At 39.3% G+C, this 26,794-nt stretch carries 34 protein-coding genes, 1 tRNA gene and 1 pseudogene; 6 read left to right on the plus strand and 30 right to left on the minus strand.

The window, feature by feature from the left end; translation table 11 throughout:
* The 17 genes from ifs to LG372_RS07635 form a co-directional block, all read right to left on the minus strand.
* A partial coding sequence (gene ifs / locus LG372_RS07550) for an NAD glycohydrolase toxin immunity factor (RefSeq protein ID WP_225742508.1) occupies window positions 1-317 on the minus strand: 317 nt, incomplete at its 3' end.
* Window positions 318-479, minus strand: coding sequence for a hypothetical protein (locus LG372_RS07555; protein WP_225742509.1), 162 nt, complete (start codon window positions 477-479; stop codon window positions 318-320).
* Between the two features lie 89 nt (window positions 480-568).
* Window positions 569-1,228 (minus strand): DUF6572 domain-containing protein, encoded by a 660-nt coding sequence (locus tag LG372_RS07560; RefSeq protein WP_225742510.1) that lies wholly within the window; start codon window positions 1,226-1,228, stop codon window positions 569-571.
* 135 nt (window positions 1,229-1,363) lie between these two features.
* Window positions 1,364-2,035: an Imm59 family immunity protein gene (locus LG372_RS07565; RefSeq protein WP_225742511.1), complete on the minus strand. Its 672-nt coding sequence runs from the start codon at window positions 2,033-2,035 to the stop codon at window positions 1,364-1,366.
* A 3-nt stretch (window positions 2,036-2,038) separates the two neighbouring features.
* A complete protein-coding gene (locus tag LG372_RS09765; protein ID WP_049487877.1) occupies window positions 2,039-2,689 on the minus strand; it encodes an Imm59 family immunity protein in 651 nt (216 codons plus the stop codon).
* Between the two features lie 3 nt (window positions 2,690-2,692).
* Complete coding sequence (locus LG372_RS07580; protein ID WP_049487876.1) at window positions 2,693-3,031, minus strand: Imm59 family immunity protein; 339 nt, start codon at window positions 3,029-3,031, stop codon at window positions 2,693-2,695.
* Window positions 3,032-3,081: 50 nt separating this feature from the next.
* Window positions 3,082-3,561, minus strand: coding sequence for a hypothetical protein (locus tag LG372_RS07585; protein ID WP_225742512.1), 480 nt, complete (start codon window positions 3,559-3,561; stop codon window positions 3,082-3,084).
* 93 nt (window positions 3,562-3,654) lie between these two features.
* A complete protein-coding gene (locus LG372_RS07590) occupies window positions 3,655-4,038 on the minus strand; it encodes a hypothetical protein (protein WP_049535967.1) in 384 nt (127 codons plus the stop codon).
* Window positions 4,039-4,050: 12 nt separating this feature from the next.
* Entirely contained in the window at window positions 4,051-4,473 is a 423-nt protein-coding gene (locus LG372_RS07595; protein ID WP_225742513.1) for a hypothetical protein, read from the minus strand.
* A 70-nt stretch (window positions 4,474-4,543) separates the two neighbouring features.
* Window positions 4,544-5,098 carry a hypothetical protein gene (locus LG372_RS07600; protein ID WP_225742514.1) on the minus strand — a complete coding sequence of 185 codons (555 nt, stop codon included), beginning with the start codon at window positions 5,096-5,098 and terminating at the stop codon, window positions 4,544-4,546.
* A gap of 20 nt (window positions 5,099-5,118) precedes the next feature.
* Window positions 5,119-5,352: an Imm74 family immunity protein gene (locus tag LG372_RS07605; protein WP_225742515.1), complete on the minus strand. Its 234-nt coding sequence runs from the start codon at window positions 5,350-5,352 to the stop codon at window positions 5,119-5,121.
* Window positions 5,353-5,552: 200 nt separating this feature from the next.
* A tRNA-Arg gene (locus tag LG372_RS07610) sits at window positions 5,553-5,624 on the minus strand.
* A 42-nt stretch (window positions 5,625-5,666) separates the two neighbouring features.
* The gene (gene rplS / locus LG372_RS07615; protein ID WP_001068669.1) at window positions 5,667-6,014 is read right to left on the minus strand and encodes a 50S ribosomal protein L19; all 348 of its coding nucleotides are present in this window, start codon (window positions 6,012-6,014) and stop codon (window positions 5,667-5,669) included.
* 118 nt (window positions 6,015-6,132) lie between these two features.
* Window positions 6,133-6,462: a fluoride efflux transporter CrcB gene (gene crcB / locus LG372_RS07620; RefSeq protein ID WP_225742516.1), complete on the minus strand. Its 330-nt coding sequence runs from the start codon at window positions 6,460-6,462 to the stop codon at window positions 6,133-6,135.
* Window positions 6,456-6,830, minus strand: a complete 375-nt coding sequence (gene crcB / locus LG372_RS07625) for a fluoride efflux transporter CrcB (protein WP_225742517.1) — start codon at window positions 6,828-6,830, stop codon at window positions 6,456-6,458. The genes crcB (LG372_RS07620) and crcB (LG372_RS07625) overlap by 7 nt, the downstream gene beginning before the upstream one ends.
* The gene (locus LG372_RS07630; protein ID WP_225742518.1) at window positions 6,827-7,093 is read right to left on the minus strand and encodes a chorismate mutase; all 267 of its coding nucleotides are present in this window, start codon (window positions 7,091-7,093) and stop codon (window positions 6,827-6,829) included. Before LG372_RS07630 ends, crcB (LG372_RS07625) begins: the two co-directional genes overlap by 4 nt.
* A 115-nt stretch (window positions 7,094-7,208) precedes the next feature.
* A complete protein-coding gene (locus LG372_RS07635) occupies window positions 7,209-7,652 on the minus strand; it encodes a flavodoxin (RefSeq protein WP_001162125.1) in 444 nt (147 codons plus the stop codon).
* A gap of 103 nt (window positions 7,653-7,755) precedes the next feature.
* Here LG372_RS07635 and LG372_RS07640 point away from each other — a divergent pair, with 103 nt between their 5' ends.
* Together LG372_RS07640 and LG372_RS07645 are read left to right on the plus strand one after the other, a co-directional pair.
* Entirely contained in the window at window positions 7,756-8,691 is a 936-nt protein-coding gene (locus tag LG372_RS07640; RefSeq protein WP_225742519.1) for a DHH family phosphoesterase, read from the plus strand.
* A 95-nt stretch (window positions 8,692-8,786) separates the two neighbouring features.
* The gene (locus LG372_RS07645) at window positions 8,787-9,029 is read left to right on the plus strand and encodes a type B 50S ribosomal protein L31 (RefSeq protein ID WP_000710764.1); all 243 of its coding nucleotides are present in this window, start codon (window positions 8,787-8,789) and stop codon (window positions 9,027-9,029) included.
* Between the two features lie 113 nt (window positions 9,030-9,142).
* On the opposite strand, the pseudogene LG372_RS07650 reads toward LG372_RS07645, so the two are convergent.
* The 7 genes and pseudogenes from LG372_RS07650 to LG372_RS07680 all read right to left on the minus strand — a co-directional run.
* Window positions 9,143-9,310 (minus strand): annotated as a pseudogene (locus LG372_RS07650) (divalent metal cation transporter); the annotation flags it as partial.
* Window positions 9,311-9,534: 224 nt separating this feature from the next.
* Window positions 9,535-12,711 (minus strand): carbamoyl-phosphate synthase large subunit, encoded by a 3,177-nt coding sequence (gene carB / locus LG372_RS07655; RefSeq protein ID WP_225742520.1) that lies wholly within the window; start codon window positions 12,709-12,711, stop codon window positions 9,535-9,537.
* Window positions 12,712-13,022: 311 nt separating this feature from the next.
* Window positions 13,023-14,102 (minus strand): carbamoyl phosphate synthase small subunit, encoded by a 1,080-nt coding sequence (locus LG372_RS07660; protein ID WP_000166853.1) that lies wholly within the window; start codon window positions 14,100-14,102, stop codon window positions 13,023-13,025.
* A gap of 49 nt (window positions 14,103-14,151) precedes the next feature.
* Window positions 14,152-15,075 (minus strand): aspartate carbamoyltransferase catalytic subunit, encoded by a 924-nt coding sequence (locus tag LG372_RS07665; protein ID WP_225742521.1) that lies wholly within the window; start codon window positions 15,073-15,075, stop codon window positions 14,152-14,154.
* Between the two features lie 18 nt (window positions 15,076-15,093).
* Complete coding sequence (gene pyrR, locus LG372_RS07670; protein ID WP_000644747.1) at window positions 15,094-15,615, minus strand: bifunctional pyr operon transcriptional regulator/uracil phosphoribosyltransferase PyrR; 522 nt, start codon at window positions 15,613-15,615, stop codon at window positions 15,094-15,096.
* Between the two features lie 210 nt (window positions 15,616-15,825).
* Window positions 15,826-16,455, minus strand: coding sequence for an endonuclease III (gene nth, locus LG372_RS07675; protein ID WP_225742522.1), 630 nt, complete (start codon window positions 16,453-16,455; stop codon window positions 15,826-15,828).
* Window positions 16,455-16,997 (minus strand): YceD family protein, encoded by a 543-nt coding sequence (locus LG372_RS07680; protein WP_020901092.1) that lies wholly within the window; start codon window positions 16,995-16,997, stop codon window positions 16,455-16,457. Before LG372_RS07680 ends, nth begins: the two co-directional genes overlap by 1 nt.
* A 168-nt stretch (window positions 16,998-17,165) precedes the next feature.
* Here LG372_RS07680 and LG372_RS07685 point away from each other — a divergent pair, with 168 nt between their 5' ends.
* Together LG372_RS07685 and LG372_RS07690 are read left to right on the plus strand one after the other, a co-directional pair.
* On the plus strand, window positions 17,166-17,495 hold the full coding sequence (locus LG372_RS07685) for a helicase BlpT (RefSeq protein WP_125454436.1): 330 nt from the start codon (window positions 17,166-17,168) through the stop codon (window positions 17,493-17,495).
* 238 nt (window positions 17,496-17,733) lie between these two features.
* Window positions 17,734-19,293, plus strand: coding sequence for an ATP-binding cassette domain-containing protein (locus tag LG372_RS07690; protein WP_225742523.1), 1,560 nt, complete (start codon window positions 17,734-17,736; stop codon window positions 19,291-19,293).
* A gap of 45 nt (window positions 19,294-19,338) precedes the next feature.
* On the opposite strand, the gene htpX is transcribed toward LG372_RS07690, so the two are convergent.
* Both htpX and LG372_RS07700 read right to left on the minus strand, forming a co-directional pair.
* Complete coding sequence (gene htpX, locus LG372_RS07695) at window positions 19,339-20,238, minus strand: zinc metalloprotease HtpX (protein ID WP_225742524.1); 900 nt, start codon at window positions 20,236-20,238, stop codon at window positions 19,339-19,341.
* Between the two features lies 1 nt (window position 20,239).
* Window positions 20,240-20,800, minus strand: coding sequence for a LemA family protein (locus LG372_RS07700; protein WP_225742525.1), 561 nt, complete (start codon window positions 20,798-20,800; stop codon window positions 20,240-20,242).
* Between the two features lie 95 nt (window positions 20,801-20,895).
* Here LG372_RS07700 and rsmG point away from each other — a divergent pair, with 95 nt between their 5' ends.
* Together rsmG and LG372_RS07710 are read left to right on the plus strand one after the other, a co-directional pair.
* Complete coding sequence (gene rsmG / locus LG372_RS07705) at window positions 20,896-21,609, plus strand: 16S rRNA (guanine(527)-N(7))-methyltransferase RsmG (protein WP_049491497.1); 714 nt, start codon at window positions 20,896-20,898, stop codon at window positions 21,607-21,609.
* 302 nt (window positions 21,610-21,911) lie between these two features.
* Entirely contained in the window at window positions 21,912-23,195 is a 1,284-nt protein-coding gene (locus LG372_RS07710) for a uracil-xanthine permease family protein (protein ID WP_225742526.1), read from the plus strand.
* Between the two features lie 52 nt (window positions 23,196-23,247).
* Here the strand turns inward: LG372_RS07710 and LG372_RS07715 are convergent, their stop codons facing one another.
* The 4 genes from LG372_RS07715 to LG372_RS07730 all read right to left on the minus strand — a co-directional run bounded on the left by LG372_RS07715 (window position 23,248) and on the right by LG372_RS07730 (window position 26,721).
* Window positions 23,248-24,006, minus strand: a complete 759-nt coding sequence (locus LG372_RS07715; RefSeq protein ID WP_225742527.1) for a CPBP family intramembrane glutamic endopeptidase — start codon at window positions 24,004-24,006, stop codon at window positions 23,248-23,250.
* Window positions 24,007-24,137: 131 nt separating this feature from the next.
* Window positions 24,138-25,055, minus strand: a complete 918-nt coding sequence (locus LG372_RS07720; protein WP_225742528.1) for a DMT family transporter — start codon at window positions 25,053-25,055, stop codon at window positions 24,138-24,140.
* 8 nt (window positions 25,056-25,063) lie between these two features.
* Window positions 25,064-25,999 carry a serine hydrolase domain-containing protein gene (locus tag LG372_RS07725; protein ID WP_225742529.1) on the minus strand — a complete coding sequence of 312 codons (936 nt, stop codon included), beginning with the start codon at window positions 25,997-25,999 and terminating at the stop codon, window positions 25,064-25,066.
* The gene (locus LG372_RS07730) at window positions 25,996-26,721 is read right to left on the minus strand and encodes a CppA family protein (protein ID WP_225742530.1); all 726 of its coding nucleotides are present in this window, start codon (window positions 26,719-26,721) and stop codon (window positions 25,996-25,998) included. Before LG372_RS07730 ends, LG372_RS07725 begins: the two co-directional genes overlap by 4 nt.
* Window positions 26,722-26,794 lie beyond the last annotated feature (73 nt).

The raw sequence follows: 26,794 nt of genomic DNA on the forward strand, positions 1-26,794 counted from the left end.
CATCTACTTTGAATAGAAATATATTTCGTTACTTTCTTTAATCTCATTAAATCATTAGATAAACTAAACTCTTTCAAGATGTCAAAAGTTCTTTTAGCTATATCCTCATCACCTTCCACATACAGAGGGAATAAGCAATAATCCATCAATACTAAAATATCTGTGCTATCAAGTTCATAAGAATCCCTTTGCCATATACGATATTTTGGATTTGTACCTAAAAAAGCTTCCTCCTCTTTCCCTTCTCTCATCATATCACGATAAAAATTAACAAAAGATTCATATTCTTTAGGCTCTGGTATTTCAAATTTCTTCATTTATTTACTCCATTGGTTAATTCTAAAAATCCCTTCAACTGAAATAATTTCATTAGTGCCTGGTCTATAGACACGTGGATTTTTGATTTCATAGTATCCTTGACGTTCAATAGCGGATAGAAAATCACCGTAAGAATGCCCCTTCATATCAATTGACAGCATAAGCAGTTCGCTATTTAGAAATACTAAATAATCTTTTTATAAATATGGTCTCATTATACCACAAAAAGAGAGCGTTTCCGCTCCCTTTATTACTCCGGTAATTCTACCTTTAAGCTCATATCAGTGGGTTGTAGCACTTTCTGAACCGCTGCGAGAAAGGCGAATCCATTATCAGATGGAGAATACTGGAATGTGATATGGATGACTTTTTTGTCAAACTTATCACCGTATCGTGCCACATACTGCTTGCTTTCGAGGAAGTGAATGTAATTATTAATTTTTTCTTGCAGAATTTCCAAATGGACTGCTTCTATCTCTTCCTCCCAGCCAACTGGATCCACCAAAAGAAGCTCTAAATGACTATCAACTATACCAATTGCATCAAGTTCGCTAGGTTTCAATTTTGAAGCGATGGCTTGGATAACAATTTGAGTAAACTCTTCTGCTGAAAAAAGACGACGACTATTTTTGGGATTTTTTAGAATAAAGGAAGGATTATTCTCAATGAAAAGTTTACTAGATTCATCTTGTGTATATTGCTTTTTTGATTTCCAAAAACCATACTGCGCATAATTCATCAACTCTTTACCAGTATGTTCTCCCGATATATAGCTATTGGCAGCTTCTTTGGGAATTTCTTGAACCACTTCTGGCATGGTAATATTAAAAGTTGGATAACGCAAGAAATACTTATCACCATCTTGACAGATTTCCAGCATATCTTTTTGACTTACATAAATTGATTCCATTCTTATCTCCTTTGTCTTTTACCAAATGTCTACTGATTTATTCTTTCTTCAAAATCATTTATCTTCTCTTTCGTACTAACTAAACTTTAGCTAGTTCTCAATGACCTAGAAAGATAAACACATCTTTTACAAGATTCACATATCCTGCCTCAAATTAAATCTTTTTCCTTCCTCGTCCCATAGTGGCGAAGGATAGGGGTGCGAAAAACCAAGTTCATTAGCCAACTGTTCCGCATGAACTGTTTGACTTAGAATCTTAAGGAACTCATCCTTTGCTTCATTCATCGTATCAAACTCCCATGTTTTCCCCACAATATATGAGCGTTCATCCCTACTGTTAATTTGAAATTTGCCATTTTTAAAAAACAAATGTGTTGCCCAAGGTTGACTGCTATCTTCATCAAACAAGACATAAGACAAGCTTTCAAAACCTCTTTCTTTAATCTCCTTTTCCACTATATTTTTCAAAGATTCAATATCGATATCTAGTTTATCCCATAATGGAGAGGAATATTCAGGAACTTCTCCATTTTCAACGGAAGTTTTATTTTGAAAAACTGTTAACTTTAGATTATGGATAAATCTCTCTTTTGCTTCTTCAAATGTCTTAAACTTAAAAATACTTCCTGTACTCGCTCGATCCATTGTTGAGTAAACTTCATACAATTTCAATTCTGGATTATAATCTATCCTAGTTTCCCACTCAGAAAGTCTGTGTTCATTAAAAATAGAATATCTTAAAGACTCATATCCTAAATCTTGAATGGCTAATAAAAGTTCAGAACGTTCTTTGGCTTCGTCTCTCATCTTCTAGTTATCCTCTTTTTCATCCCATAATGGTGATGTATATTCTACTGGCAATCCTAATTGTATATTCAGTTTATTAGTTTCTATAACGAGTTCTAATTTTTCAAAAAAATCTTTCTTTGCACTTCCAAAATTATCGTACTCTTTACTATGTCCAACTATATATGATCGATCATCTCGACCATCAACATAAAATTTTCCATTTTTCTGATAAAGATGAAATGCCCAAGGAAGCTGTTTTGTTTCGTCAAATAGAACATAATGTAAGCTCTCATAATGACGTTTTTCAATTTCTTGTTCAACTATGCATTTCATGTTCTCAATGTCAGCTTCGATTTTGTCCCATAACGGGGAGGAGTATTCAGGAACTTCCCCATTTTCTACAAAAAGTTTATTTATTTCTACAGTAAGATCTAGTTTTTCTATAAATTTATTTTTGGCATCCTCAAAATTATCAAATTCTAATTTTTTATTATAACTTGCTCGATCCATGGTAGCGTAAACATTGTACACTTGCTTAGAATCGTCAAATTCGATTACCACTTCCCATTCACCAGGACCATATTCGTTAAAAATAGAATATCTCAAACTTTCGTATCCTAAATCTTGAATGGCTGATAACAGTTCTAAACGTTCTTGGGCTTCGTCTCTCATCTTCTAGACATCTCCTTTTTCATCCCACAAACTACAAGAATAGTAGGGTGAATCTCCATTCTGTACAAAATATCTGTTCATTTCGATAAAAGACTCCATTAAATTAAGAAAAGATAGCTTTGCCTCTTCAAAATTGTCAAACTCCCTTGTTTTCCCCATTATATAGGTCCGGTCGTCCCGACTATTTACCATAAACTTCCCATCTCGATAGTATAGATGTATAGCCCAAAGTTGACTACTATGCTCATCAAATAGAGCATAATAAAGATTTTCAAAGCCTTTTTCTCTGATTTCTTTTTCTACATCTTGTTTTAACAAATCTAAATTCAAATTATTATTCATATTATTGTCCCAATTAACAGTTTATCTATAGAGTGTTACAAGAAGCATCACTATTTCTCAATAATGGAAAAACGTTCATTCTTTTGATATTTTTGATTGAATCTTTCCAGTTGCTTCATTGGTTTTATTTTAACAAGACCGTTTGGGAAAGTGATGCTGTCGTTCAATTCCTCTTGATAATCCTTAATTCCTTTAGCAATTGCTTGGGCAACTGTCGACGTATGGATTATAAAACTAGCTATATTTTTTTCTTGCATGAAAAGGATTACGTCAAAAAACAAAACCGATATATACAAATCAACAGCAGAACGCTGCGATAACTCTATAAGACCGCCTTCTAATATATCTTGAATCTTATCAATATCATTCTGCTTGTAGAAATACTCAGCTAATACTTGGCAAATGTCTGTTGGAAAAACAACTGGTACAGAGGTTGGAGACTCTATGCGATATCTTTTTTCACCTCGCAAAATCCCTACAACATTGCCAGCTTGGATAGCTTCTAACAAGAGTTTTCTGTAATTTTTCATTTGATAATCTCTCTTATCTCCAATTTTGAAGAGACTTAGTTCGTTCTCTGCAGAATTTACCATTTTGAAGTTATTAAGATTAGTTTCCGCTTTTTAATCGCTACTCGCTAGAATTTCAGCCCCTTCGGATAATATTTCTTTCAGTTCAGCCTTTGTGAATAAGCCTTGCGCTTTAGGATTTCCTCTTAAAGCTTCTGGATATTGCCTCCAGAAATTTCTATTAGCTTCTTCTTGTGTCACGTTCGGTGGCCAACAATCGTTTTGAAGCTTCCAAGATACTTCAAGTAGCGTTCTCTCTCCACTCTCTAATAAGACAAATAACTCATTTGGTAATTCATAGACAACTAACCAAGACGCTACGGTCCCTTCTTCTGAAACTAAATAATACTTGTCCTCATTTTTCCAGATTGACTTTCCGTATCCTTCAACTTCCTCAAACTGGATAACATCTTCCCATTCTAGGTTTGTTGGTTTCATTTTATACCTTCCTTACTTAAGTGGCGATACATAATCATCTGGAAGTTTGCCCATTGATTCTATCCATTGTTGTTCGGCTTGGGGAATAAGCATTTCAAGTTCTTTATCACTAAAAAGCAACTGATTTTTACGGTTGGAAATCAGCACAATTGGCTTTTTTCTAGCTCTATCTTTTCTAATTTCGTTTTTTTCTTCTTCCGTTGGTGGCCAAGAATCATTTTGAACCTTCCAAGATATTTCAAGTAGAGTTCGTTCTCCACTCTCTAGTAAGGTAAATAATTCTTGTGGTAAATCATAGACTGCTAACCAAGAAACCACAGTTCCCTCTTCTGAAACTAAATAATATTTATCCTCATTTTTCCAGATGGATTTCCCATATCCTTCAACTTCCTCAAACTTAATAACATCTTCCCATTCTAGGTTTGTTGGTTTCATTTGTTTTCTCCTAGTGTAAATTCTTCTCTCAACCAAAATAGCGTAAAAATCAGGTTTCTTTTTCTCTTCCTCAATAGGCTACGCCATCTTTTATCCATTTTCTAGTTTCTAAATCCACATTAAAATAGAAATCACTTCGACCAAAACTATCAAAACAATCTTCTTTAAGAGCTTCACATACAATTCTCAGTTTTTCTTTACTTATCTCAGAAATGTATAGCATTGTAAACCCTGCAGGAGATTCAATTTGGTCGATTCTCTCACCTTCTAAATTATAAACCTCTAATTCTGATGGAACGTCAAAATCGCTGGATGAGCGAAATATACTGAAGATACGCTGATATTTAGGACTAAATCGCAGATGATGTAAATGATGAAAATCAATCTGATGTTGGCCCTTATAATGCCACTCTAGTCTTCCTTCCTCTACATTTTGTCGCCCTAATAATTTTCCTTCTAAACTATAGTAGAAAATAGTTTTGCTAATAAAGTTTTCTCCACTATAGACGATAACAATGTTCTCATCTTTATGATATTCCGCATGAATGATATCTGGTAAGTCAATCTTTATTTCATTACCATCCCACTTCCATGTGAGTATCTGTTCACTGTAATCAAATTTCATCTGCCTTCTCCTACTCTAACTCAGATAAATTCGATCTGAATTGTTTGCTCCGTCATCCTGAAGTTCACTTCCTCGACAAGTTTATCTATCTCGTTCTCTGTGATAGGAATGTGATTGTAAGGTGGCTCCCAATTCTGTATGCTTGACCTATATACAATAAAGCTACCATCAGTCAACAACTCTCCCTCTACTTTTAAAACATAGCCATTTTCATAGTCAAATGTGATGATAGACCTTGTTCCAGAAATTTTCATTCTACTTCCTTCTTTACTCAAACATCATTATTTTTCTCAGAAAACTAAATCCTAATACTCATAATAAGGAGAGAAATTCCCCTTCAAATAAGCACTTATACTTTCTCCTATTATACCACACCTCCATTTTCATCTGAAATGGTTTCCATTTTAGAACAATCAAAAAACACTGATCATTCAGTGCTTTTTGATTGCATTACTGCCCCCTGCCGGAATCGAACCAGCAACTACTCCTTAGGAGGGAGTTGTTATATCCATTGAACTAAGGGAGCTAGATAAAAACTCTGCTGAAAAAGCAGAGTTTTTTTGTCGAATTAACGACGGATTTCTTTGATACGAGCTGCTTTACCTTGAAGAGCACGCAAGTAGTACAATTTCGCACGACGTACTTTACCGTAACGAACAACTTCGATTTTTTCAACACGTGGAGTGTGGATTGGGAAGATACGCTCAACACCTACACCGTTAGAGATTTTACGAACTGTGTAGTTTTCTGAGATGCCAGCACCTTTACGTGCGATAACAACACCTTCAAAAATCTGGATACGTTCACGGTTACCTTCGACAACTTTCGCGTGTACGCGAACAGTGTCACCAGGACGGAATGATGGGATATCTGTACGAAGTTGACCTTCAGTCAAGCTTTGGATTAATGGATTCATTTTATTCTCCTATCTTTGTCAATCTTGAGGAATCTTCCTCAGCGGATAAACTGTATTTTTGTGCGTCCATTACACACAAGATACAGTTTACCAAATTTCTACAAAAAAGTAAAGAAATTTATAGCAGAATTCCTAAAAAAATCGCTATTAAACCACCTAGGTAGGTTAAGGCTAGGTAGCTATAAAATACCTTCTTATCACTTAACAGTCTTTGAAGTTCATCATTCAAGGTCGAAAAAGTTGTCAAACCTCCACAAAATCCAGTTGCTAAAATAGCATAGACTTCCTTAGATTCCACATGATTGTAGAATAATCCAATTAAAAAACAACCTAAAAGATTGGCTATGAGCGTTCCGAGAGGCAATTTAGAAGCTTGATTATAGCGGGAAAAAAAATACCGTACGAGTGCTCCGATGCCACAAGCGATTGCAAGATAGACCATTACCATTTCTTCCTCCCCAGACAATAGGCCAAGAGCAGGCCACCACCAATGCTCAAAAGCAAATACAGAACCAAACTCAGATAACGCCCTGTATCCAGTAGTTTCACAGCATCAAGCATGAAACTAGAAAAGGTTGTCAAACCACCACAAAAACCTGTACCCAGTGCTAAAATAACGCCTTTACTGGTTCCTTTATAGACCAGATATCCCTTGACAAGATACACCAAGCAGAAAATGCCCAGATAGTTAACAAGAAGAGTGCCCCAAGGAAAGTCAGGACTGGCTGGTAACCAAGTGGAAACTAGGTAGCGGACAAGTCCGCCCAACATAGCAGCTAGAAAAATCCCTAGCGGATAAAATTGCTCTTTTTTCATTTGATATTTTGATCCTGATAATCACGCGAACGTTTGAGTATGTCCGAAAAAGTCGCGACAATAGTCTCCTGATAGCACTTGTCCTCTACACGACTTCTAACCTTTTCAAAAATAACTGCTTCTCTCTTGGTATCTAAAATCGGTTTCCCTGATGCTTTCTTATAAGCAACAACCCCTTCAACCAATTGCATTCGTTCTTCTAGAAGTTTAACAATTTGATCGTCGATGTGATCAATTTCTTGGCGAATAATATCTAAATCCATACAGTCTCCTCCTTTATTTGAATTATTGTATCAAAAAGCCACCAAATAGGCTAGTAAAATCCCAAGTCACGGTAAGAAAAATGCACTGATTGATTACATCAGCGCAGTTTTATTCTTATCCTACTTTAGCAGCCAATTCTTCTGCGAATTGTTCCAAGCGTTCAATGTCTTCTTCCTCAGCAGAAAGATCAACTTTAACACACTCTGAACCTTTTTCTGCTCCTGTCGCTACAAAAACGCGATCAAAGTCATCAACAGCCTTACAGAATTCATCGTAGAAGGTATCTCCTGAGCCGACCACTCCGTAGATTTTGCCATTCAAGTTGAGGTCTGCTAGGTCTTCGTAGAAGTCCATCATCTCATCTGGCAATTCTCCATCACCGTAAGTATAGGTCGCAACGATAGCGATATCTGCTTCCAGGAAGTCAGAAGCGTCAACAGTTGTACATTCATCAACATCGACATCCAAGCCCAAGTCACGTAATTTGTCTGCTACAATATCTGCAATTTCTTCGGTATTACCGGTCATACTGGCAAATACAATTTTTGCTAATGCCATATCGTCCTCCTCAATTTATCTTTCTCCATTATATCACATCTTTTTCATTTTAAAAATAAAAATTCTTGTGCTACAATGAAATGAGAAAGAATTGAGGTTATTTATGGAAATTTGCCATCAAATTTTTAAAAAAATCAAAGAATACGACACGATTATCATTCATCGTCATATGAAACCAGACCCTGATGCCTTGGGAAGTCAGGTGGGATTGAAAGCTCTTCTCAAACATCATTTCCCAGAAAAAACCATCAAAGCAGTTGGTTTTGATGAACCAACTCTTACTTGGATGGCTGAAATGGATCTTGTTGAAGATAGTGCCTACCAAGGAGCCCTTGTCATCGTCTGTGATACGGCCAATACTGCTCGTATCGATGATAAGCGCTATCGTCAAGGTGATTTTCTCATTAAAATTGACCACCATCCGAATGATGATGTATATGGTGACCTATCTTGGGTAGACACTAGTTCAAGTAGCGCTAGTGAGATGATTACCTTATTTGCAGAAACAACTCAACTGGCCTTGTCAGATCGTGCTGCTGAGTTGCTCTTTGCAGGAATTATTGGTGATACAGGCCGCTTCCTCTACCCTTCTACCACTGCACGGACCCTTCGTCTGGCTGCTTATTTGAGAGAACATAACTTTGACTTTGCAGCTCTCACTCGCAAAATGGACACTATGAGTTACAAAATTGCTAAACTGCAAGGCTACATCTACGACCATTTGGAAGTGGATGAAAATGGTGCTGCTCGCGTTATCCTGAGTCAGAAAATCTTAAAACAATTCAATGTTACCGATGCTGAAACTGCAGCCATTGTCGGTGCACCTGGACGTATTGACAGTGTAAGTATCTGGGGAATTTTTGTAGAGCAGGCTGATGGCCACTACCGTGTTCGCTTACGCAGTAAAATCCATCCTATCAATGAAATCGCCAAGGAACATGATGGTGGAGGCCACCCTCTAGCAAGCGGTGCTAATTCCTATAGTCTAGAAGAAAACGAAATCATCTACCAAAAGTTAAAAAACTTGCTTAAAAACTGATAAAATACTTGCCAAACTTTTCAGAATCTGATAGACTAGTATGGTAACAATCTATGGCTCGCAAAGAGACCATGGCAGAAAGGAAATATTGCAAAATGAAAAAAGATATCCATCCAGAATATCGCCCAGTTGTCTTCATGGACACAACTACTGGTTACCAATTCCTTAGCGGTTCAACAAAACGCTCTAACGAAACAGTTGAGTTCGAAGGCGAAACTTACCCATTGATCCGTGTGGAAATTTCATCAGACTCACACCCATTCTACACTGGACGTCAAAAGTTCACTCAAGCAGATGGACGCGTGGATCGTTTCAACAAAAAATACGGTCTCAAATAATGATAAAAAAGAACAGTTTCAACTGTTCTTTTTTTCTTCTTTTTATAAACCAATCACTACTACTTTCTATTTGTCAACCGTCACGCTGACACTATAATTGATTTCAAACGGGGTTAAAAAATATCGAAAAGAAGCTTGATATTGAGAATAGTCAAGATGATTGAAACTACGTAGCCTAGGATTGTATTCTACTTGGCATTGGTAAATTCTCCCATCACTGACTTCTTAGAAGTCAGATAAATTAAGGGAAAAATTGAGAATGGAAGAGCGACCTTTTTGTAAGAAGACATAGGAATATTCGCTTTCTAATCTTGTCTTTTCCTATTTTATTAATGGGGTTTTGAAAATATAATGAAAATAATTTCCTATTTCCAATTTATTCTTATTATATCACATTTTGAAATGATTCTTAAGGAAAGCATGATAGTTAAAACAAGCAAGAACAGTATTGAAAAAACCAGCGTTTTCTGACGCTGGTTTTAAAAATATGAAAAAATTTTCTCAACTAGATTGCTTCTGTGACAAAACTACGGCTTTCCAATACTTTGAGCATGGCGTTAGCTGTATCTAGGGCTGTGAAGAGGGGCACTCCGTGTTCAATAGCTGAACGGCGAATCTGCTCACCATCTTCGTCTGCAGTTCGTTTGGTTCCTACTGTGTTAATGATAGCTTGGATTCTTCCTTTACGAACAAAGCTTGGAATATCCTTATCGTCATCACCAATCTTACCAACAGGTTGGGCTTGCAATCCTTGACTGGCAAAGAAGGCTGCTGTCCCTTCTGTCGCGAGGATTCCATAGCCAATATTTTGGAAACGACGAGCCAAGTCCAAGGCTTCTTCTTTGGCATCATCAGCGATAGTAAATACAACGTTACCAAAAGTTGGCAAGTGTAAGTAAGAAGCTTCAAAAGCTTTATAGAGAGCTTTTTCCAAAGTCGTATCAGAACCCATAACTTCCCCTGTTGACTTCATTTCAGGACCAAGTAAGCTGTCTACCTTAGCTAGTTTGGTAAAGGAGAAGACTGGCGCCTTGATATGAACGCGAGTACTTTCTGGGTAAAGACCATCTTGGTAGCCAAGTTCTTCAAGTTTTTGACCCAGAATGAGCTTAGTCGCTACTTGAGCCATAGGAATATTGGTTACCTTAGAAAGGAATGGAACCGTACGGCTAGCACGTGGATTGACCTCAATAACGTAAACTTTTTCATCCTTGATGACAAACTGGATGTTCATCATTCCAAGGCAGTTAAGACCGATTGCTAGGCGTTTAGTATAGTCTGCGATTGTTTCTTGCACCTTTTGCGACAAGGTTTGTGGTGGGTAAACGGCCATTGAGTCACCTGAGTGGACACCAGCACGTTCAATATGCTCCATGATACCAGGAATGAGTACATTTTTACCATCTGAAATTGCATCAACTTCACACTCTTGTCCAACGATATAAGAGTCAACAAGGACTGGATGGTCAGGACTAGCCTTAACCGCTGTACGCATGTAAGAACGAAGATCTTCTTCATTTTCTACGATTTCCATAGCACGTCCACCTAAAACATAAGATGGGCGGACAAGAACTGGGAAGCCAATCTTGCGAGCTGCAAGAACTGCTTCTTCTTCATTGGTAGCCGTTTGTCCTGGTGGCTGTGGAATATCCAAATCTTTAAGAGCTTGCTCAAAGAGGTCGCGATCTTCAGCACGGTCTAGGTCAGCAACCTGTGTACCAAGGATGGTCACACCTGCTTTTGCCAATGGCTCCGCAAGGTTGATAGCTGTTTGACCACCAAACTGAACGATAACCCCTTTTGGTTGCTCCAAGTCGATGACATTCATAACATCTTCGAATGTCAATGGCTCAAAGTAAAGCTTGTCTGACACAGAGAAGTCTGTTGAAACGGTCTCTGGGTTTGAGTTCATGATGATGGCTTCATAGCCAGCCGCCTGAATAGCCTTAACCGAATGAACCGTTGCATAGTCAAACTCGACCCCTTGACCGATACGGATTGGGCCAGAACCCAGAACTAGAACGGATTCCTTATCAGACTTGATAGACTCATTTTCCCAACCATAGGTTGAATAGAAATATGGAGTTTCAGAGTCGAACTCTGCCGCACAGGTATCAACCATTTTGTAGACTGGGACAATCTTGTTTTCCAAACGAAGTTGACGAACTTGGTCAGCTGTCGTTTCCCAGAGTTCAGCAATCTTACGGTCTGAGAAACCATTGAGTTTGGCTGTTTTCAAGATTTCTAAATCTTGTGGATGGGCACCCAATTCCTGCTCAATTTCAAAGATGTGCAAAAGTTTATCAAGATAGAAGATATCAATCTTGGTCAATTCAGCAATTTCTTCTGGTGTATAACCACGACGAATAGCTTCAGATACATAGAAGAGACGGTCATCTTGAGCTTTCACAACCTTTTCAATCAAGGCATCATCTGAAACACTAGCAAGTTCTGGAATTTCATTGTGATGAACACCAATTTCAAGGGAGCGGCAAGCCTTAAGAAGAGATTCCTCGATGTTACGACCAATCGCCATGACTTCTCCAGTCGCCTTCATTTGAGTACCAAGACGGCGCTCACCCTTTTCAAACTTATCAAATGGGAAACGTGGAATCTTGGCAACAACGTAGTCAAGGGCAGGCTCAAACATAGCATAGGTTGAGCCTGTAACTGGGTTAATAACCTCGTCCAAGGTCAAGCCAACTGCAATCTTAGCAGCCAACTTGGCAATTGGATAACCTGTCGCTTTAGAGGCAAGGGCTGACGAACGTGATACACGAGGATTTACTTCGATAACATAGTACTTAAAACTGTGTGGGTCAAGGGCCAGCTGAACATTACATCCACCTTCAATCTTGAGGGCACGAATGATGCTCAAGCTCGCGTCGCGTAGCATTTGGTTTTCATAGTCTGACATGGTTTGGGCAGGGGCAAATACGATGGAATCTCCTGTGTGAATCCCAACTGGGTCAAAATTTTCCATGTTACAAACAACCAAAGCATTGTCAGCTGAGTCACGCATCACTTCGTATTCGATTTCCTTGAAACCTGCGATTGAACGCTCAATCAAACATTGGGTAACAGGTGATAATTTCAACCCATTTTCAGCGATTTCACGTAATTCTTCCTCATTGGCACACATACCACCACCAGTACCACCAAGTGTAAAGGCTGGACGGACGATGACTGGGTAGCCAATTGTCGCTGCAAAGGCAACTGCTTCTTCGACAGTGTTAACAATTTCAGATTCTGGAATTGGTTGGTTGAGCTCTTCCATCAATTGTTTAAAGAGGTCACGGTCCTCCGCTTGGTCAATGGCAGATAATTTAGTTCCCAGAAGCTCAACACCAAGTTCATCTAGGATACCATTTTTAGACAATTCCATGGCCATGTTGAGCCCTGTCTGACCACCGAGTGTTGGTAGCAAGGCATCTGGACGCTCCTTACGGAGAATACGTGTCACAAACTCAAGTGTAATCGGTTCGATGTAAACCTTGTCTGCAATCTCCTTGTCTGTCATGATAGTCGCAGGGTTTGAGTTAACCAAAACAACCTCATAACCTTCCTCTTTCAAAGACAAGCAAGCCTGGGTCCCAGCGTAGTCAAACTCAGCAGCCTGACCAATAATAATCGGACCAGAACCAATCACCATAATTTTTTGAATATCAGTACGTTTAGGCATAGTTTATGATACAAAGCCCGTAAAGAACACAGTGAAAATAGGAAACTCGGTGCAGACGCCTTCAGCGTCAAAACGATGTTTATCTTTTTCACACAGTTCTTAGGGCGTGTTCACTTCCGCGAACAATGTATCTTCTCCTTTCTATTCGTCGCCTCTCAGGGCGACATTAAATAAGATACAAAGGACGAATAGAAAGCGATTGAATTTTAGGAAACCAAAGAAGGATTGACAATCCAAATTGGTTTCTCTAAATTCCGAGCTTTCCGTCCGTGTTCAGTTACATAAATTCTCCGACGAGCTTTTACTCGTTCTTAGTTTGATTGTTTAAAAGCTTCCATCATCTCGATAAACTCGTCAAATAGGTAGCTGGCATCATGAGGACCAGGGGCTGCATCTGGATGGTATTGAACAGAGAAAGCAGGTTGATATCTGTGACGCACACCTTCAACTGACTTGTCATTGATTTCTTCGTGGGTGATAATCAAGTGTTCTGGCAAATCCTCACGGCTAACTGCATAACCATGGTTTTGACTTGTAAAATCAACACGTCCTGTAGCAATTTCGCGTACCGCATGGTTGAATCCACGGTGACCAAACTTCATCTTGTAGGTCTTAGCACCATTTGCCATTGCAAAGAGTTGATGCCCCATACAGATACCAAAGATTGGAATTTTTCCTTGCACACCACGAATCATGTCCAGTGCCTGTGGAACATCTTCTGGGTTACCTGGACCGTTTGACAGCATAACTCCGTCAGGATTGAGATGGAGAATTTCTTCAGCCGTTGTTGAATACGGAACAACCGTAACGTTACAGTTACGCTTAGAAAGTTCACGTAGGATTGAGTGCTTGAGACCAAAGTCCACTAGCACCACGCTCAAACCAACTCCTGGAGCTGGATAAGACGTTTTAGTAGAAACCTGTTTGATATTATCTGTCGGCAAAACTGTTGCTTGGAGTTGGTCCGTCACATGGTCCATACTGTCTCCAACATGGGTCAAGGTTGCACGCATCGTACCATGCTTACGGATAATCTTGGTAAGAGCACGTGTATCAATTCCTGAAATACCTGGAATTTTCTTGGCTTTCAAAAATTCATCCAAGGTCATTTGGTTGCGCCAGTTGCTTGCTCTACGTGCTTCTTCGAAAACAACAACTCCCTTACAAGTTGGAATAATGGATTCGTAATCATCACGGTTAATTCCATAATTTCCTACCAAAGGATAAGTAAAGGTCAATATCTGTCCATTGTAAGACTGGTCTGTAATGGATTCTTGATAGCCGGTCATTCCTGTATTAAAGACGATTTCGCCTGTTACATCAATATCTGCTCCGAAGGCCTTGCCTTCAAAAACTGTGCCATCTTCTAATACTAGAAGTCTTTTTGTCATATTTTCACCTCTCGTGGACGCTCACTGGCGTCTTTTAACGTCTTGTGTTTTAGTTGGCGTTTCTACTCGCCAGTACGGATTCTAAGATTGCCATTCGGACAAAGACACCATTGGTCATTTGTTGGACAATCCGTGATTTTGGTGCTTCAACCAAGTGGTCTGCGATTTCTACATCACGATTGACTGGAGCTGGGTGCATGAGGATTGCTGTGTCTTTCAAACGATCATAACGTTCTTGTGTCAAGCCATGTTGGGCATGGTAGTCTTCTTTTGAAAAGACAGCTCCACTATCATGGCGTTCATGTTGCACACGGAGAAACATCATGACATCCACCTGATCAATGATTTCATCAATAGTTACAAACTGTCCATAGTCTGCAAACTCTTGACTTCTCCATTCCTCAGGTCCAGCAAAGTAAAGTTCAGCTCCCAAGCGTTTCAAAATCTGCATATTGGATTTGGCAACGCGTGAGTGGTCCAAGTCACCTGCAATCGCAACCTTGAGACCCTCAAAGTGACCAAATTCCTCATAAATAGTCATCAAATCAAGCAAGCTCTGGCTAGGGTGTTGTCCCGAACCATCTCCACCATTGATAATGGAAGTCGTAATCGTGGGACTAGCAATTAACTCTCTGTAGTAGTCAACCTCTGGGTGGCGAATCACACAGACGTCCACTCCTAAAGCAGACAAAGTCAAAATGGTATCATAAAGTGTCTCACCTTTATTAACTGAACTAGTCTTCACATCAAAGTCAAGTCGTTCCAATCCCAATTTAATCTCTGCCACTTCAAAGGACTTATGCGTCCGTGTAGAATCCTCAAAGAAAAGATTGGAAACAATCGGATGGTCTTCATAAGGAAGCTGAGCTCCGTTTTTAAACTCAATCCCTCGCTTGATCAATTTCATGACTTGATCAACAGTGAGGTCTTCCATGGATACCACATGGTTCAATGCTTGTTGATTTTCTGACATGGCTACTCCTTTAGCTTTCTAAGCTTCTTCAGTAATCAGAACTCTGTCTTGGCCATCAAGTTCTGCCATCTCTACGATGATTTCTTCAGAACGACTAGTTGGGATGTTTTTTCCAACGTAATCTGGACGAATTGGCAATTCTCTATGTCCACGATCGACTAGAACTGCTAAACTCACGCGCGCAGGACGGCCATGACCGACAATATTATCAATAGCAGCACGTATGGTACGACCTGTATAGAGCACATCATCCACCAAGATAACTTCACGGTCTGTCACATCAACAGAAACTAAAGAAGTATCTTCTCCACTTTTAACATCGTCACGGAAAGGTTTAGTATCCAATTCCACAACAGGAACTGAAAGATTTTCTAGCTGTTCCAAACGTTCTTGGATTCGGTGAGCGATAAAGACACCGCGAGTTTTAATACCAGCCAAGACGATTTTATTCAAATCTTTGTTGCGTTCGATAATCTCATAAGTAATACGCGTAATCGCTCGTTTGACGGTCAATTCGTCTACAACTTCTTTTGCCTTCATGACAAACCTCCAAAAAGAAAAGTCTCCTTAAACAAGGAGACTTGAAATGTATAGCTAAGCAAGCCCTACTGCACACAGTATAGACTTCACCCTTCTACTTTATCGCGCTCCTTGCCTGCCTCACGGGACAGGTTTAAAGGAATATTTAGTTATCACTTACTATAGCACAAAGCATGCTTAAAATCAAGCAAAAACTTTTGAAACCCCATCTTATAAATTGCTAAAATCATATAACTGTGGGTACTGGTCACACTCTGGATTTTTAGGATGACAGATAGCCCGTCCGAAATAAATCATGGCCTGATGGGCAGCTAACCACTGCTCCGGTGGCAAGATATCCATGACACGTTTTTCCACCTCAAGTGGTGTCGCTGATTTTTTGACAATATCGTGGTGTTTGCAAATACGCTCCACATGAGTATCCACTGCAAAAGCTGGAATCCCAAATCCTACACTCATAACAACATTGGCTGTCTTGCGACCAACACCTGCCAAACCCTCTAATTCCTCACGTGTCTGAGGAACTTGACCATCAAAATCGTCTAGTAACTGTTGGGCACATTTTTTAAGGAATTTAGCCTTATTTCGATACAGTCCTAGGCGAGAAATGTGCGAGGCAATTTCACTCTCAGTCGCCACAGACATGGCTTGTGGCGTTGGAAAGGCAGCAAAGAGACCTGGTGTGGCCTTATTTACCGCTGCATCCGTTGTCTGGGCTGACAACATGACCGCAACCAAGAGTTCAAAATGATTGGTAAAATCAAGACTGGGCTTGGCATCTGGAAACAGAGCAATGATTTCTTCTAGCACCTTTCGTGCGCGTTTTTTTGACAAGACCATTATTCGTCTCCATCAAATAGTCCTTGTAAGCCAGCAAAAGGACTGTTTTCTTCTTTCTTAACTGCTTGTTGAGCTTGGTATTCTTCCTCTGTCATGATTTGCCAGTCATTTCCTGAAACAAATCCTTGACCAGCTTCTTCTTCAGCCGTCAAGACCTTGATAGGAATGTTTAGTAGGATATTGTCTGACACGCTCTCAGCAAGGTCAAGTTCTCCATTTTCGATAGGTAGGACCAAGTCATCGTCTAAAACTTCCTGATCTAGTTGGTTAGTTGCGCCTTCCATGAAAACTTCCGTTACTGGATAAGATTCAACTAACTCAACTGGCTCCATACTGCGACTTGAAGCAAGAACAATGGTGTAAGATAGTTGATAATCTAAGAAATACATACGGTCTTCATATTGTACTTTCCCAACTGCAAGGATATCTTTTACATCTAAAATTTCTTGATTACGTGCACGCAGGTCTGCGACTAGGTCTAAACTTTGTTCAAAATGCAAGCCTTCAGACTGCTTACGAATTTCTTGAATATTTAATTTCATACTTCCTCCATAAAGATTTACTCTCTTGATTATACCATGAAAAGGCTACAAATCAGCACAGCAAACTTTATAATTAAAATTCGAATTTTAAACATATTTACTATGACATTTTTGTTTTTTAGTGCTATACTATAGGCAATAATACATCAGAGCAAGGAGGATGCTCACATGGAAGACAAAGAACTCATTACTAATGCAACCCAACTCCTATCCGAGTTAAATAAAAGTTTCCAAAGCTGTAAACAGGGTACGGCAGATGATATTCGACTACAAGAGCTGCTAAACACTACTCTGCAAGAGCTCAAAAAAGCGGAAAAGTTGAACAACAGTATCTTAATCGACCTTGAGAAATTTTACCAACGTACCAGTCTTCTGATTGGTCTTGGTAGCCTAAAACTAAACGATCAAGCACGCACTGCTTGGCGAAACTACGACAAATTTCATTACGAGCATGTCAAACACGTACTGACTCTTTATGGACCTGTTTTTGGATTCTAGAGATTAGAATTGTCGGTTTTCTGTTGACAAAATATCCTGAAAGGTATAGGATAGAGGTACTAATACTCGGAGGTAAGGGAGACATGAACAACTAAGTCTATCAAATAAAGAACCTTTATTTAGTAGATCTTGTTTTTGTCTCTTTTTGCATGCTCTTTTATGCCCTTTTTCTGGCATTTTAATAGAGTTTTTTTGACATAGACTTTGGGCTCTACTAGGTAAAGTAGAGCTTTTTGTTATGCACTATCGACATTCTAGAAAGGGCGACAATATGATAAAAATCAATCATCTGACCATCACTCAAAACAAAGATTTACGAGACCTTGTCTCTGACTTAAACATGACCATACAAAACGGAGAAAAGGTAGCTATTATTGGCGAAGAAGGAAATGGCAAATCGACCTTACTTAAAACTTTAATGGGGGAATATTTGCCTGATTTCACTATCAGGGGTGACATTCAATCTGATTATCAATCACTAGCTTACATTCCTCAAAAACTCCCCGAGAAGCTGAAAAAGAAAACTCTACACGACTACTTCTTTTTAGATTCTATTGATTTAGACTACAGTGCCCTCTATCGTTTAGCTGAGGAATTGCATTTTGATAGCGATCGTTTCGCTATCAACCAAGAAATTGGCAGTCTATCAGGTGGCGAAGCTTTGAAAATTCAGCTCATCCATGAGTTAGCCAAACCCTTTGAGATTCTATTTTTAGATGAACCTTCAAATGACCTAGACCTTGAAACAGTTGATTGGCTAAAAGGTCAGATTCGAAAGATTCGACAAACCGTTATTTTCATTTCTCATGATGAAGACTTTCTTTCTGAAACGGCTGATACCATTGTCCACTTGCGACTGGTCAAGCACCGGAAAGAAGCAGAAACACTAGTAGAGCATTTAGACTATGATCGCTATAGTGAGCAGAGAAAGGCTAATTTTGCCAGACAAAGCCAGCAAGCTGCTAACGACCAGAGAGTCTACGATAAAACCATGGAAAAACACCGGCGAGTCAAGCAAAATGTAGAAACTGCGCTTCGAGCTACCAAAGACAGTACTGCCGGTCGCCTATTGGCTAAAAAGATGAAAAATGTTCTCTCTCAAGAAAAACGCTTTGAAAAGACAGCTCAATCTATAACCCAAAAACCACTTGAAGAGGAAGAAATTAGACTTTTTTTCTCAGATATACAGCCATTACCGGTTTCTAAAGTCTTAATCCAACTGGAAAAGGAAAATTTGGCCATTGGCGACCGAGTTTTGTTGCAAGAACTACAATTAACTATCCGTGGCCAAGAAAAAATCGGTATCATCGGCCCAAATGGTATTGGGAAATCAACTCTGTTAGCAAAGTTGCAACAACTGCTAAGTCAAAAAAGAGAGATTTCACTTGGTTATATGCCACAAGATTACCACAAAAAACTACAATTGGATTTATCCCCTATAGCCTATCTCAGCAAAACTGGAGAAAAAGAGGAACTACAGAAAATCCAATCTCACTTAGCCAGTCTCAATTTCAGTTATCCAGAAATGCAACATCAAATTCGCTCCTTATCTGGCGGTCAACAAGGTAAACTCCTGCTTTTGGATTTAGTCTTGCGCAAACCAAACTTTCTCCTGCTGGATGAACCTACACGAAACTTTTCTCCAACTTCTCAACCTGAAATAAGAAAACTCTTTGCAAGCTATCCAGGCGGTCTCATCACTGTTTCTCATGACAGGCGTTTCTTAAAAGAGGTCTGTTCTACCATCTATCGCTTGACAGAGTTTGGCTTGGAAGTCGTTAATTTACACGATTTATAAATTTGCAGTATATCAAAAATCCAGAGATGACCTCTGGATTCTTTTTTACATATGTTTTAAACGTTCAATCCGTTCTGAGATAGGTGGGTGGGTATAAAAGAGTTTTTGGAACCCTCCCCCTTTCTTAGGATCATTGATATAAAGTGCACTACTGGCATCATCGACAGGACGACTCATCGGTTTACTATTATCCAACTTACGTAGAGCATTAATCATCCCTTGAGGATTGCGCGTCAACTCAACACTCGATGCATCAGCTAGGAATTCCCTCTGACGAGAAATAGCTAGTTGCACCAAGGTTGCAGCGAGAGGTGCCAGCACAATAGCTAGTAGGGAAACCACTAGCATAATGATTTCTAAGCCATTTCCTTCTCGGTCATCATCACTTCGTCTACGACCTGCTCCACCCCACCACATCATACGACCTGCCATACTAGAAAGCATGGTGATAGCACTAGCAAGGGCAACAGCAATAGTCGAAATACGGATATCATAATTACGAATATGACTGACTTCATGTCCCATAACAGCTTCTAGCTCCTCGCGATTCATGATAGCAAGGAGACCTGAAGTCGCAGCAACCGCTGCGTTTTGAGGATTTGAACCTGTCGCAAAGGCATTTAAGGCTGGATCATCAATGATGAAAACACGTGGCATGGGAATCTGAGCAACCATAGCCATATCTTCCACTACATGATAAAGATCTGGTGCCGTTTGCTCATCAACCTCACGCGCCCCATTCATGGACATGACAATCTCTGTTGATTGAAAAATCATAGACATGGCATAGATAAAGCCGATAATCAGTGCAATAACCAAACCGCCAAGACCAGACCTCATAAAGAGGTAACCAACCGCATAGCCAACCAGAGATAAGAGTAGGAAAAATACCAGCAACAAAATCCAGGTTCTTCGTTTATTGCTTGCAATTTGATCAAACAACATCTTAGTCACCTAAACCGCTAAAATCAACTTTAGGAACTGCCTTTTCCTCTTCTGGTGTTTGAAGGAAATCTGCTGCTTTAAATCCAAACATTCCAGCGATAATATTGCTTGGGAAAGTTTCTAATTTTACATTGTAGTTGCTGACAACACTGTTATAAAGTTGACGAGAGTAAGAAATTTTATTTTCTGTGTTTGTCAACTCCTCTTGTAATTTTACAAAGTTAGCACTAGCTTTCAAATCTGGATAGCTTTCTGCTACTGCAAAGATACCTGAAACCTGACGAGTGAGGGCATCACTTGCTTTCATAGCTTCAGCTGGTGAAGTTGCTGCCGCCACTTGATTACGTAGTTCAGCTACCTTTTCAAGGGTAGAACCTTCATACTTTGCATAACCTTTAACAGTTTCAATCAAGTTTGGCAAGAGGTCATTTCGACGCTTCAATTGAACATCAATCTGGCTCCAAGCTTCCTTTGTTTGCATACGATTCTTAACCAAACCGTTATAGCTAACAATCACAAAAATAACAACAAGAGCGATAACTCCAAGAATAATCCAAATCATTTTTTATAAGTCCTTTCTGCTTTTAGATTAGTACCAGTATATCAAATTTTTAATGATTATGGTAAAATAAGATGATACTAAAGAAGGAAATAACTATGAAACCAGAAACATTTTACAACTTGCTTGCCGAGCAAAATCTTCCACTTTCGGACCAGCAAAAAAAACAATTTGAACGCTATTTTGAACTCTTGGTCGAGTGGAATGAAAAGATTAACTTAACAGCCATTACGGACAAGGAAGAAGTTTACCTCAAACATTTTTACGATTCGATTGCACCCATTCTTCAAGGTTTGATTCCCAATGAAACTATCAAACTTCTGGATATTGGAGCCGGAGCAGGATTTCCTAGTCTACCAATGAAAATCCTCTATCCTCAGTTAAATGTGACTATCATTGATTCTCTCAATAAGCGTATCAACTTCCTCCAACTCTTGGCTCAAGAACTGGATTTGGAAGGTGTTTACTTCTACCATGGACGTGCGGAAGACTTTGCTCAAGACAAGAACTTCCGTGCTCAATATGATTTTGTAACAGCTCGTGCGGTTGCACGTATGCAGATCCTATCTGAATTAACTATTCCCTACCTTAAAGTTGGTGGAAAACTACTGGCACTCAAGGCAAGTAATGCGCCTGAGGAGTTGTTAGAAGCTAAGAATGCTCTCAACCTCCTCTTCAGTAAGGTCGAAGACAATCTCAGCTACACCCTACCAAATGGAGATCCGCGTTACATCACAGTGGTGGAAAAGAAAAAAGAAACGCCAAATAAATATCCACGTAAGGCTGGCATGCCCAATAAACGCCCACTTTAAATTTTTTAGTAAAAAAATATTTACAAAGTCAGCCTCGCTCTTTTATTTTTAGGCTCGGGAAAAAATGATTTACAAAATCAACCTCGCTCTCTTATTTTCGGGCTCGGGAAAAAATGATTTACAAAATCATTTTTTTCTGCTATACTATCCTAAGCAAAGGTTTTTAATGTCATCCCGTGAGGTGACAAAGACGCAGAAATACTTAAAACTCTTTAAAGTCTAGATTTTAGAGAAGTCTTACTCTGAGGGCCTATTGCTGTAAAATAATGGGCTCTTTTTTGATGCCCAAAAGTGAGGTTTATATGAAACAAGAATCAACTGTTGATTTGTTACTAGACGTTGACCAACGTCCTTCAGCTGGAAAAGGAATTCTCCTTAGCTTCCAACACGTTTTCGCCATGTTTGGTGCGACCATCTTGGTACCCTTGATTTTGGGAATGCCTGTATCTGTTGCCCTTTTTGCTTCAGGTGTTGGAACACTCATCTACATGATCGCAACTGGCTTTAGAGTTCCAGTTTATCTAGGATCATCATTCGCCTTTATCACAGCTATGTCCCTAGCTATGAAGGAACTAGGAGGGGATGTATCAGCTGCACAAACAGGAGTTATCCTTACAGGTTTTATCTATGTCCTTGTGGCTGCAAGTGTTCGTTTTGCGGGTACAAAATGGATTGATAAACTCTTGCCACCAATCATCATCGGACCTATGATCATCGTTATCGGTCTTGGACTTGCAGGTTCAGCTGTTACCAATGCTGGTCTTGTAGCGGATGGAAATTGGAAAAATGCTCTTGTAGCAGTTGTTACTTTCTTGATTGCTGCCTTTATCAATACAAAAGGAAAAGGCTTCCTACGAATCATTCCATTCCTCTTTGCTATTATCGGTGGTTACCTCTTCGCACTAACTCTTGGTTTGGTTGACTTTACACCAGTTCTTAAAGCTAACTGGTTTGAAATTCCTGGTTTCTACTTGCCATTTAGCACAGGTGGTGCCTTTAAAGAATATAATCTTTACTTTGGTCCAGAAACCATCGCTATCTTGCCAATCGCTATCGTAACAATTTCTGAACACATCGGAGACCATACTGTTTTGGGTCAAATCTGTGGCCGTCAATTCTTGAAAGAACCTGGTCTTCACCGTACTCTTCTTGGTGACGGTATCGCAACTTCTGTTTCTGCCTTCCTTGGTGGACCAGCCAATACAACTTACGGAGAAAATACAGGGGTTATCGGTATGACTCGTATCGCTTCTGTCTCAGTTATCCGTAACGCTGCCTTCATCGCGATTGCCCTTAGTTTCCTTGGTAAATTCACTGCCTTGATTTCAACTATTCCAAACGCTGTACTTGGTGGTATGTCAATCCTTCTCTATGGTGTTATCGCAAGCAACGGTTTGAAAGTCTTGATCAAAGAACGTGTTGATTTTGGTCAAATGCGAAACCTAATCATCGCAAGCGCTATGTTGGTCCTTGGACTTGGAGGAGCTATCCTTAAACTCGGTCCAGTTACACTTTCAGGTACTGCTCTATCAGCCATGACAGGAATCATCTTGAACTTGATTTTGCCATACGAAAATAAAGACTAAACATCTTGACACAAAAAGTCTGCTCAGAAAACTGAGTGGACTTTTCTGATTCTTAAGTCCCCCAAGCAACCAATAGATAGATCAGGCTAGAACCAAACATATCTGCTAAAGCATGCATGAGAAAGAATGGAAGGAGATTTTTAACTTTATATTTGTATAAGAAATAATAGAATAAGCCATAAACTACACCAATCACCAAAGCCCATACTAATCCTTGATAGGTGTGGAAGGAAATACGAATAATAGTAGAATAAAGCAAAACCAACCACTTGTGTTTTTCCTTCACTGAAGTCAATAAACCTAGAAAGAAAAACTCTTCATAAAATCCATTAAGCAAGGCATAGGCAATCGCTATCGGCCTGAGAGCTAAGAACTTCCCTATTATTTGCGTGAAATCTATATAGGCAAAAAGGGCTGGATTAAAGTAATTATATTTACCCGTGAGAGTTGTAACCAAGTCTCCAAACAGTCCCACTAAAGTAAATATGAATGGAACCCAAAAGATAATGGACCAATTCCAGCGAATAGGTAGCTGTTTAAAATCATAATTTCGAATCAAAAGATAGAGTAGGGTCACAGTCAGTAATATAGCTTGCAGGGTAAAATTACTAGAATAAGCCGCACCCTCGCTTGCAGCCTGTCTAACTGTCCCTACTGTACCTGATGCACCCGTTGGAAACGTATTTGCTAAAAATAGCTCGGTTGAACGAATTATAAACTGACCAAACATTATAATCGTAATAATCACAATGTCAAACCATCTCAAGTATTTTAGAGGTTTAAATGGATGTATTTTTTTAAAAATATTCATATTTTCTCCAGGTATTCTATACTCATATAAATATTTTAATGAAAAAGGCTTAAACTTTTATAAAATTTCATTAATTCATTTAGATTTAAAGACTTTTACTAGTAAAAATAACCCCTCTTTAAGAGCGGTTATCATCTACTTTCATTTTTTGTATATTTCTCTAACAATAAATCTTTTAAAGAAATCAGAGTTACAGAAACTAATATCATGGCCATACCAAGAAAATCAATAGGATAAAATTGTTCATTCATAATTAGGAAGGCAAAGAAAACCGCCGAAATTGGCTCAATAGAAGCCAACAAGCTTGACTTGACCGGTCCAATCAGACTGGCTCCTTTTAAGAAGGCTGTATAGGCAAAGACAGTACCGATAAGGATAATGCCCGCAAATGCAAGGAGAAAATCAAGACTAGTTGGGATAGCAGTCTGTAGAACTCCTGTAAAAGGAAGGGCGACTAAACCTGCTATGACCATTCCCACACCAATGACCAAACTGCTCCCCCACTTCTTAATCAAGGCTATGGGCAAAATGATATACAGGGCGTAAGTCAGAGCAGAAAAGAGACCCCAGAACAGACCTGCAGGTGTCATAGATAACTGGTCCAACTGCCCATGAGTGGCGATCAGGAAGGTCCCTCCGATGGCTAATATGATGGAAACAATCTCTCCCAGTGTTGGCCCCACCTTATCCTTGATACAGCTATAAATTAAAATCCCGACAGGACAAACATACTGAAGCACCGTCGCGGTTCCTGCATTGGTCTCCTGAATAGCAGTTAGATAGGCGAATTGATTGAGGAAGAGGCCAATTAGAGCAAAAATGAGAAGAGACAGCAAACTCTTTCTATCCTTTAAAAAGGCCAGCATTTTATCCTTTGCAGTAGCATAAGCCAAGAGCATGAGAATTCCACCAGCGATTAAAAGACGCAAGTTGGTCAAAACCAGAGCCGAAATTCCGTGTGCCATCAGGTATTGGCCACTCGTTCCTGACAAGCCCCAAGCAATCCCAGCCACAACTGTTAATAGAGTCCCTTTTAAACTGTTTGACATGTCTCTCCTTACTCTTCTTTGCGAATCAAGTCCATCACTTGATTACGGTCTACAATCCATTGAGCCCTCTCATCCTTTTCATAGGTACGATTCGATAGAAAAATGACCGCTTCTTGATTCTGACGATTCCACATGATAAAGGTACCTGTATAGCCCGTATGGTCTAGCCAATCTCCATCCAAATTCCATGCCAAAGAACGTTCCTTGTCATCCAAAGGAGAAAAATTTTTACTCAAATCTCTTGCAAAATCATCTGCTAAATAGTTCTCTAAAAAGATTTGTAAATCCTTTACAGTCGAAAACAAACCAGCACTCCCTGCATGTCTGCCTAGGAGGCGAGCCTTGGGATCATGTACCAGACCTGCCTCGACACCTCTAACTGTTGGAACAGCAAGCCCAACAGGCCCAAACTGAGTTTCCGTCATTCCCCACGGTTTCCAAACTTGTTCTTGTAAAATTACATCCAGGTCTTGATTAAAGATTCTTTCCAAAATAAAGCCCAAAAGTAAAAAATGGACATCCGAATAAAGAAAGGCTGGATGGCTTCGTCTGTTGAGATGAAACATCGCTTCCTTTAATTCTGAATCTGTTAAAAGATCACGATTGGGAATAAACGGATCAAGGTCTGTAGCGTGAGTTAAGAGCTGACGAATAGTGATATCAGGATAATCACTTTCAGGTAAAAAATCGGCTACTGGTCTGTCAATATCTAATTGACCGTTTTCCCACAAGAAGGTAAAAACGGTGCCAACCCCAACAACCTTGCTAACACTAGCTAGGTCATAAACTAGTCCTGCCTCAGTCTGCAAGCCATGCTCTGGGTCACTCTGACCTAAATAGAACTCCGTCCATTGATTGTCCTTAAAATACGCAAAAGAGGCTCCGGGATAAATCCCTGCCTCGATTTGTTCTTCTATTTTTTTAATAATCTTGGTCCACTTCATACTTCTTCAAACCACAATTCAACATTATTTCTATCTTTACCAAGGAAGAATTTTTCAGACTTAGGAATAAAATATTCTGTAGACTCAAACTTCTGGCAAATACTTGCTATATCTAGTTCATTGACCAAGAACTTGAGCATAGATAAGTCCCAAGTAACCGTATTGTCCACAGTCAAATCTTGCCCCTGAGCTGGGATAAAATCAAGGGATTCCCCAATTTCAGATACTTCCAAGAAACTTTCGATATCAGTTGGAAAATGTAATTCCATAGAAATCTCAAATTTACTTAAAGAAATTGACTCCAAATCTGTTTGAAACTCAGGTTTTTCTCCTACTTCTACTAGACTTTCTCTATCATCTTCCGCATGAATCAAAACCAAATCATCTTCTGGAGAGTAAATTTCAAAAGCATAGCCATTCTGCCCCTTATATAATTGATGAATCGAATCTGTTTTAGATAAGAGTCCTTCAATTTCTAAGGGATTTTCCACTTTGACAATCAATCTAGCTAGTTTTTTTCTTCCCTCTACCTTACGAGTGCGCATACTTGGAGCTTCTTCTAAAACCAGCTTTTCTAGACCTGTTTGATCACCTAGTGACAGAAAGGCTGACTCTTCTAACAAGGCCTTCATGCCAAGGGTTTCTATATAAAATGTTTCATTTAATTTTCTATTATTAACTTTTAAAGTAGGAATAATCCGTACAATCTGATTTACATTCATAAATTCCTCCAACTCTTTTATTTTAAAGGATTTTAGAATTTTTTACAAGAAATTATGCTCAGATTTACCTTTT

The sequence above is a fragment of the Streptococcus sp. Marseille-Q5112 genome, assembly GCF_916700555.1.
Taxonomy (GTDB): Bacteria; Bacillota; Bacilli; order Lactobacillales; family Streptococcaceae; genus Streptococcus; species Streptococcus symci.

Bases quoted from the DNA above. Each gene is read 5' to 3' on its own strand.
- LG372_RS07555 (WP_225742509.1), bottom strand. From the start codon at position 479: ATGCTGTCAATTGATATGAAGGGGCATTCTTACGGTGATTTTCTATCC.
- LG372_RS07560 (WP_225742510.1), bottom strand. From the start codon at position 1,228: ATGGAATCAATTTATGTAAGTCAAAAAGATATGCTGGAAATCTGTCAA.
- LG372_RS07565 (WP_225742511.1), bottom strand. From the start codon at position 2,035: ATGAGAGACGAAGCCAAAGAACGTTCTGAACTTTTATTAGCCATTCAA.
- LG372_RS09765 (WP_049487877.1), bottom strand. From the start codon at position 2,689: ATGAGAGACGAAGCCCAAGAACGTTTAGAACTGTTATCAGCCATTCAA.
- LG372_RS07580 (WP_049487876.1), bottom strand. From the start codon at position 3,031: ATGAATAATAATTTGAATTTAGATTTGTTAAAACAAGATGTAGAAAAA.
- LG372_RS07585 (WP_225742512.1), bottom strand. From the start codon at position 3,561: ATGAAAAATTACAGAAAACTCTTGTTAGAAGCTATCCAAGCTGGCAAT.
- LG372_RS07590 (WP_049535967.1), bottom strand. From the start codon at position 4,038: ATGAAACCAACAAACCTAGAATGGGAAGATGTTATCCAGTTTGAGGAA.
- LG372_RS07595 (WP_225742513.1), bottom strand. From the start codon at position 4,473: ATGAAACCAACAAACCTAGAATGGGAAGATGTTATTAAGTTTGAGGAA.
- LG372_RS07600 (WP_225742514.1), bottom strand. From the start codon at position 5,098: ATGAAATTTGATTACAGTGAACAGATACTCACATGGAAGTGGGATGGT.
- LG372_RS07605 (WP_225742515.1), bottom strand. From the start codon at position 5,352: ATGAAAATTTCTGGAACAAGGTCTATCATCACATTTGACTATGAAAAT.
- rplS (WP_001068669.1), bottom strand. From the start codon at position 6,014: ATGAATCCATTAATCCAAAGCTTGACTGAAGGTCAACTTCGTACAGAT.
- crcB (WP_225742516.1), bottom strand. From the start codon at position 6,462: ATGGTAATGGTCTATCTTGCAATCGCTTGTGGCATCGGAGCACTCGTA.
- crcB (WP_225742517.1), bottom strand. From the start codon at position 6,830: ATGAAAAAAGAGCAATTTTATCCGCTAGGGATTTTTCTAGCTGCTATG.
- LG372_RS07630 (WP_225742518.1), bottom strand. From the start codon at position 7,093: ATGGATTTAGATATTATTCGCCAAGAAATTGATCACATCGACGATCAA.
- LG372_RS07635 (WP_001162125.1), bottom strand. From the start codon at position 7,652: ATGGCATTAGCAAAAATTGTATTTGCCAGTATGACCGGTAATACCGAA.
- LG372_RS07640 (WP_225742519.1), top strand. From the start codon at position 7,756: ATGGAAATTTGCCATCAAATTTTTAAAAAAATCAAAGAATACGACACG.
- LG372_RS07645 (WP_000710764.1), top strand. From the start codon at position 8,787: ATGAAAAAAGATATCCATCCAGAATATCGCCCAGTTGTCTTCATGGAC.
- carB (WP_225742520.1), bottom strand. From the start codon at position 12,711: ATGCCTAAACGTACTGATATTCAAAAAATTATGGTGATTGGTTCTGGT.
- LG372_RS07660 (WP_000166853.1), bottom strand. From the start codon at position 14,102: ATGACAAAAAGACTTCTAGTATTAGAAGATGGCACAGTTTTTGAAGGC.
- LG372_RS07665 (WP_225742521.1), bottom strand. From the start codon at position 15,075: ATGTCAGAAAATCAACAAGCATTGAACCATGTGGTATCCATGGAAGAC.
- pyrR (WP_000644747.1), bottom strand. From the start codon at position 15,615: ATGAAGGCAAAAGAAGTTGTAGACGAATTGACCGTCAAACGAGCGATT.
- nth (WP_225742522.1), bottom strand. From the start codon at position 16,455: ATGGTCTTGTCAAAAAAACGCGCACGAAAGGTGCTAGAAGAAATCATT.
- LG372_RS07680 (WP_020901092.1), bottom strand. From the start codon at position 16,997: ATGAAATTAAATATTCAAGAAATTCGTAAGCAGTCTGAAGGCTTGCAT.
- LG372_RS07685 (WP_125454436.1), top strand. From the start codon at position 17,166: ATGGAAGACAAAGAACTCATTACTAATGCAACCCAACTCCTATCCGAG.
- LG372_RS07690 (WP_225742523.1), top strand. From the start codon at position 17,734: ATGCACTATCGACATTCTAGAAAGGGCGACAATATGATAAAAATCAAT.
- htpX (WP_225742524.1), bottom strand. From the start codon at position 20,238: ATGTTGTTTGATCAAATTGCAAGCAATAAACGAAGAACCTGGATTTTG.
- LG372_RS07700 (WP_225742525.1), bottom strand. From the start codon at position 20,800: ATGATTTGGATTATTCTTGGAGTTATCGCTCTTGTTGTTATTTTTGTG.
- rsmG (WP_049491497.1), top strand. From the start codon at position 20,896: ATGAAACCAGAAACATTTTACAACTTGCTTGCCGAGCAAAATCTTCCA.
- LG372_RS07710 (WP_225742526.1), top strand. From the start codon at position 21,912: ATGAAACAAGAATCAACTGTTGATTTGTTACTAGACGTTGACCAACGT.
- LG372_RS07715 (WP_225742527.1), bottom strand. From the start codon at position 24,006: ATGAATATTTTTAAAAAAATACATCCATTTAAACCTCTAAAATACTTG.
- LG372_RS07720 (WP_225742528.1), bottom strand. From the start codon at position 25,055: ATGTCAAACAGTTTAAAAGGGACTCTATTAACAGTTGTGGCTGGGATT.
- LG372_RS07725 (WP_225742529.1), bottom strand. From the start codon at position 25,999: ATGAAGTGGACCAAGATTATTAAAAAAATAGAAGAACAAATCGAGGCA.
- LG372_RS07730 (WP_225742530.1), bottom strand. From the start codon at position 26,721: ATGAATGTAAATCAGATTGTACGGATTATTCCTACTTTAAAAGTTAAT.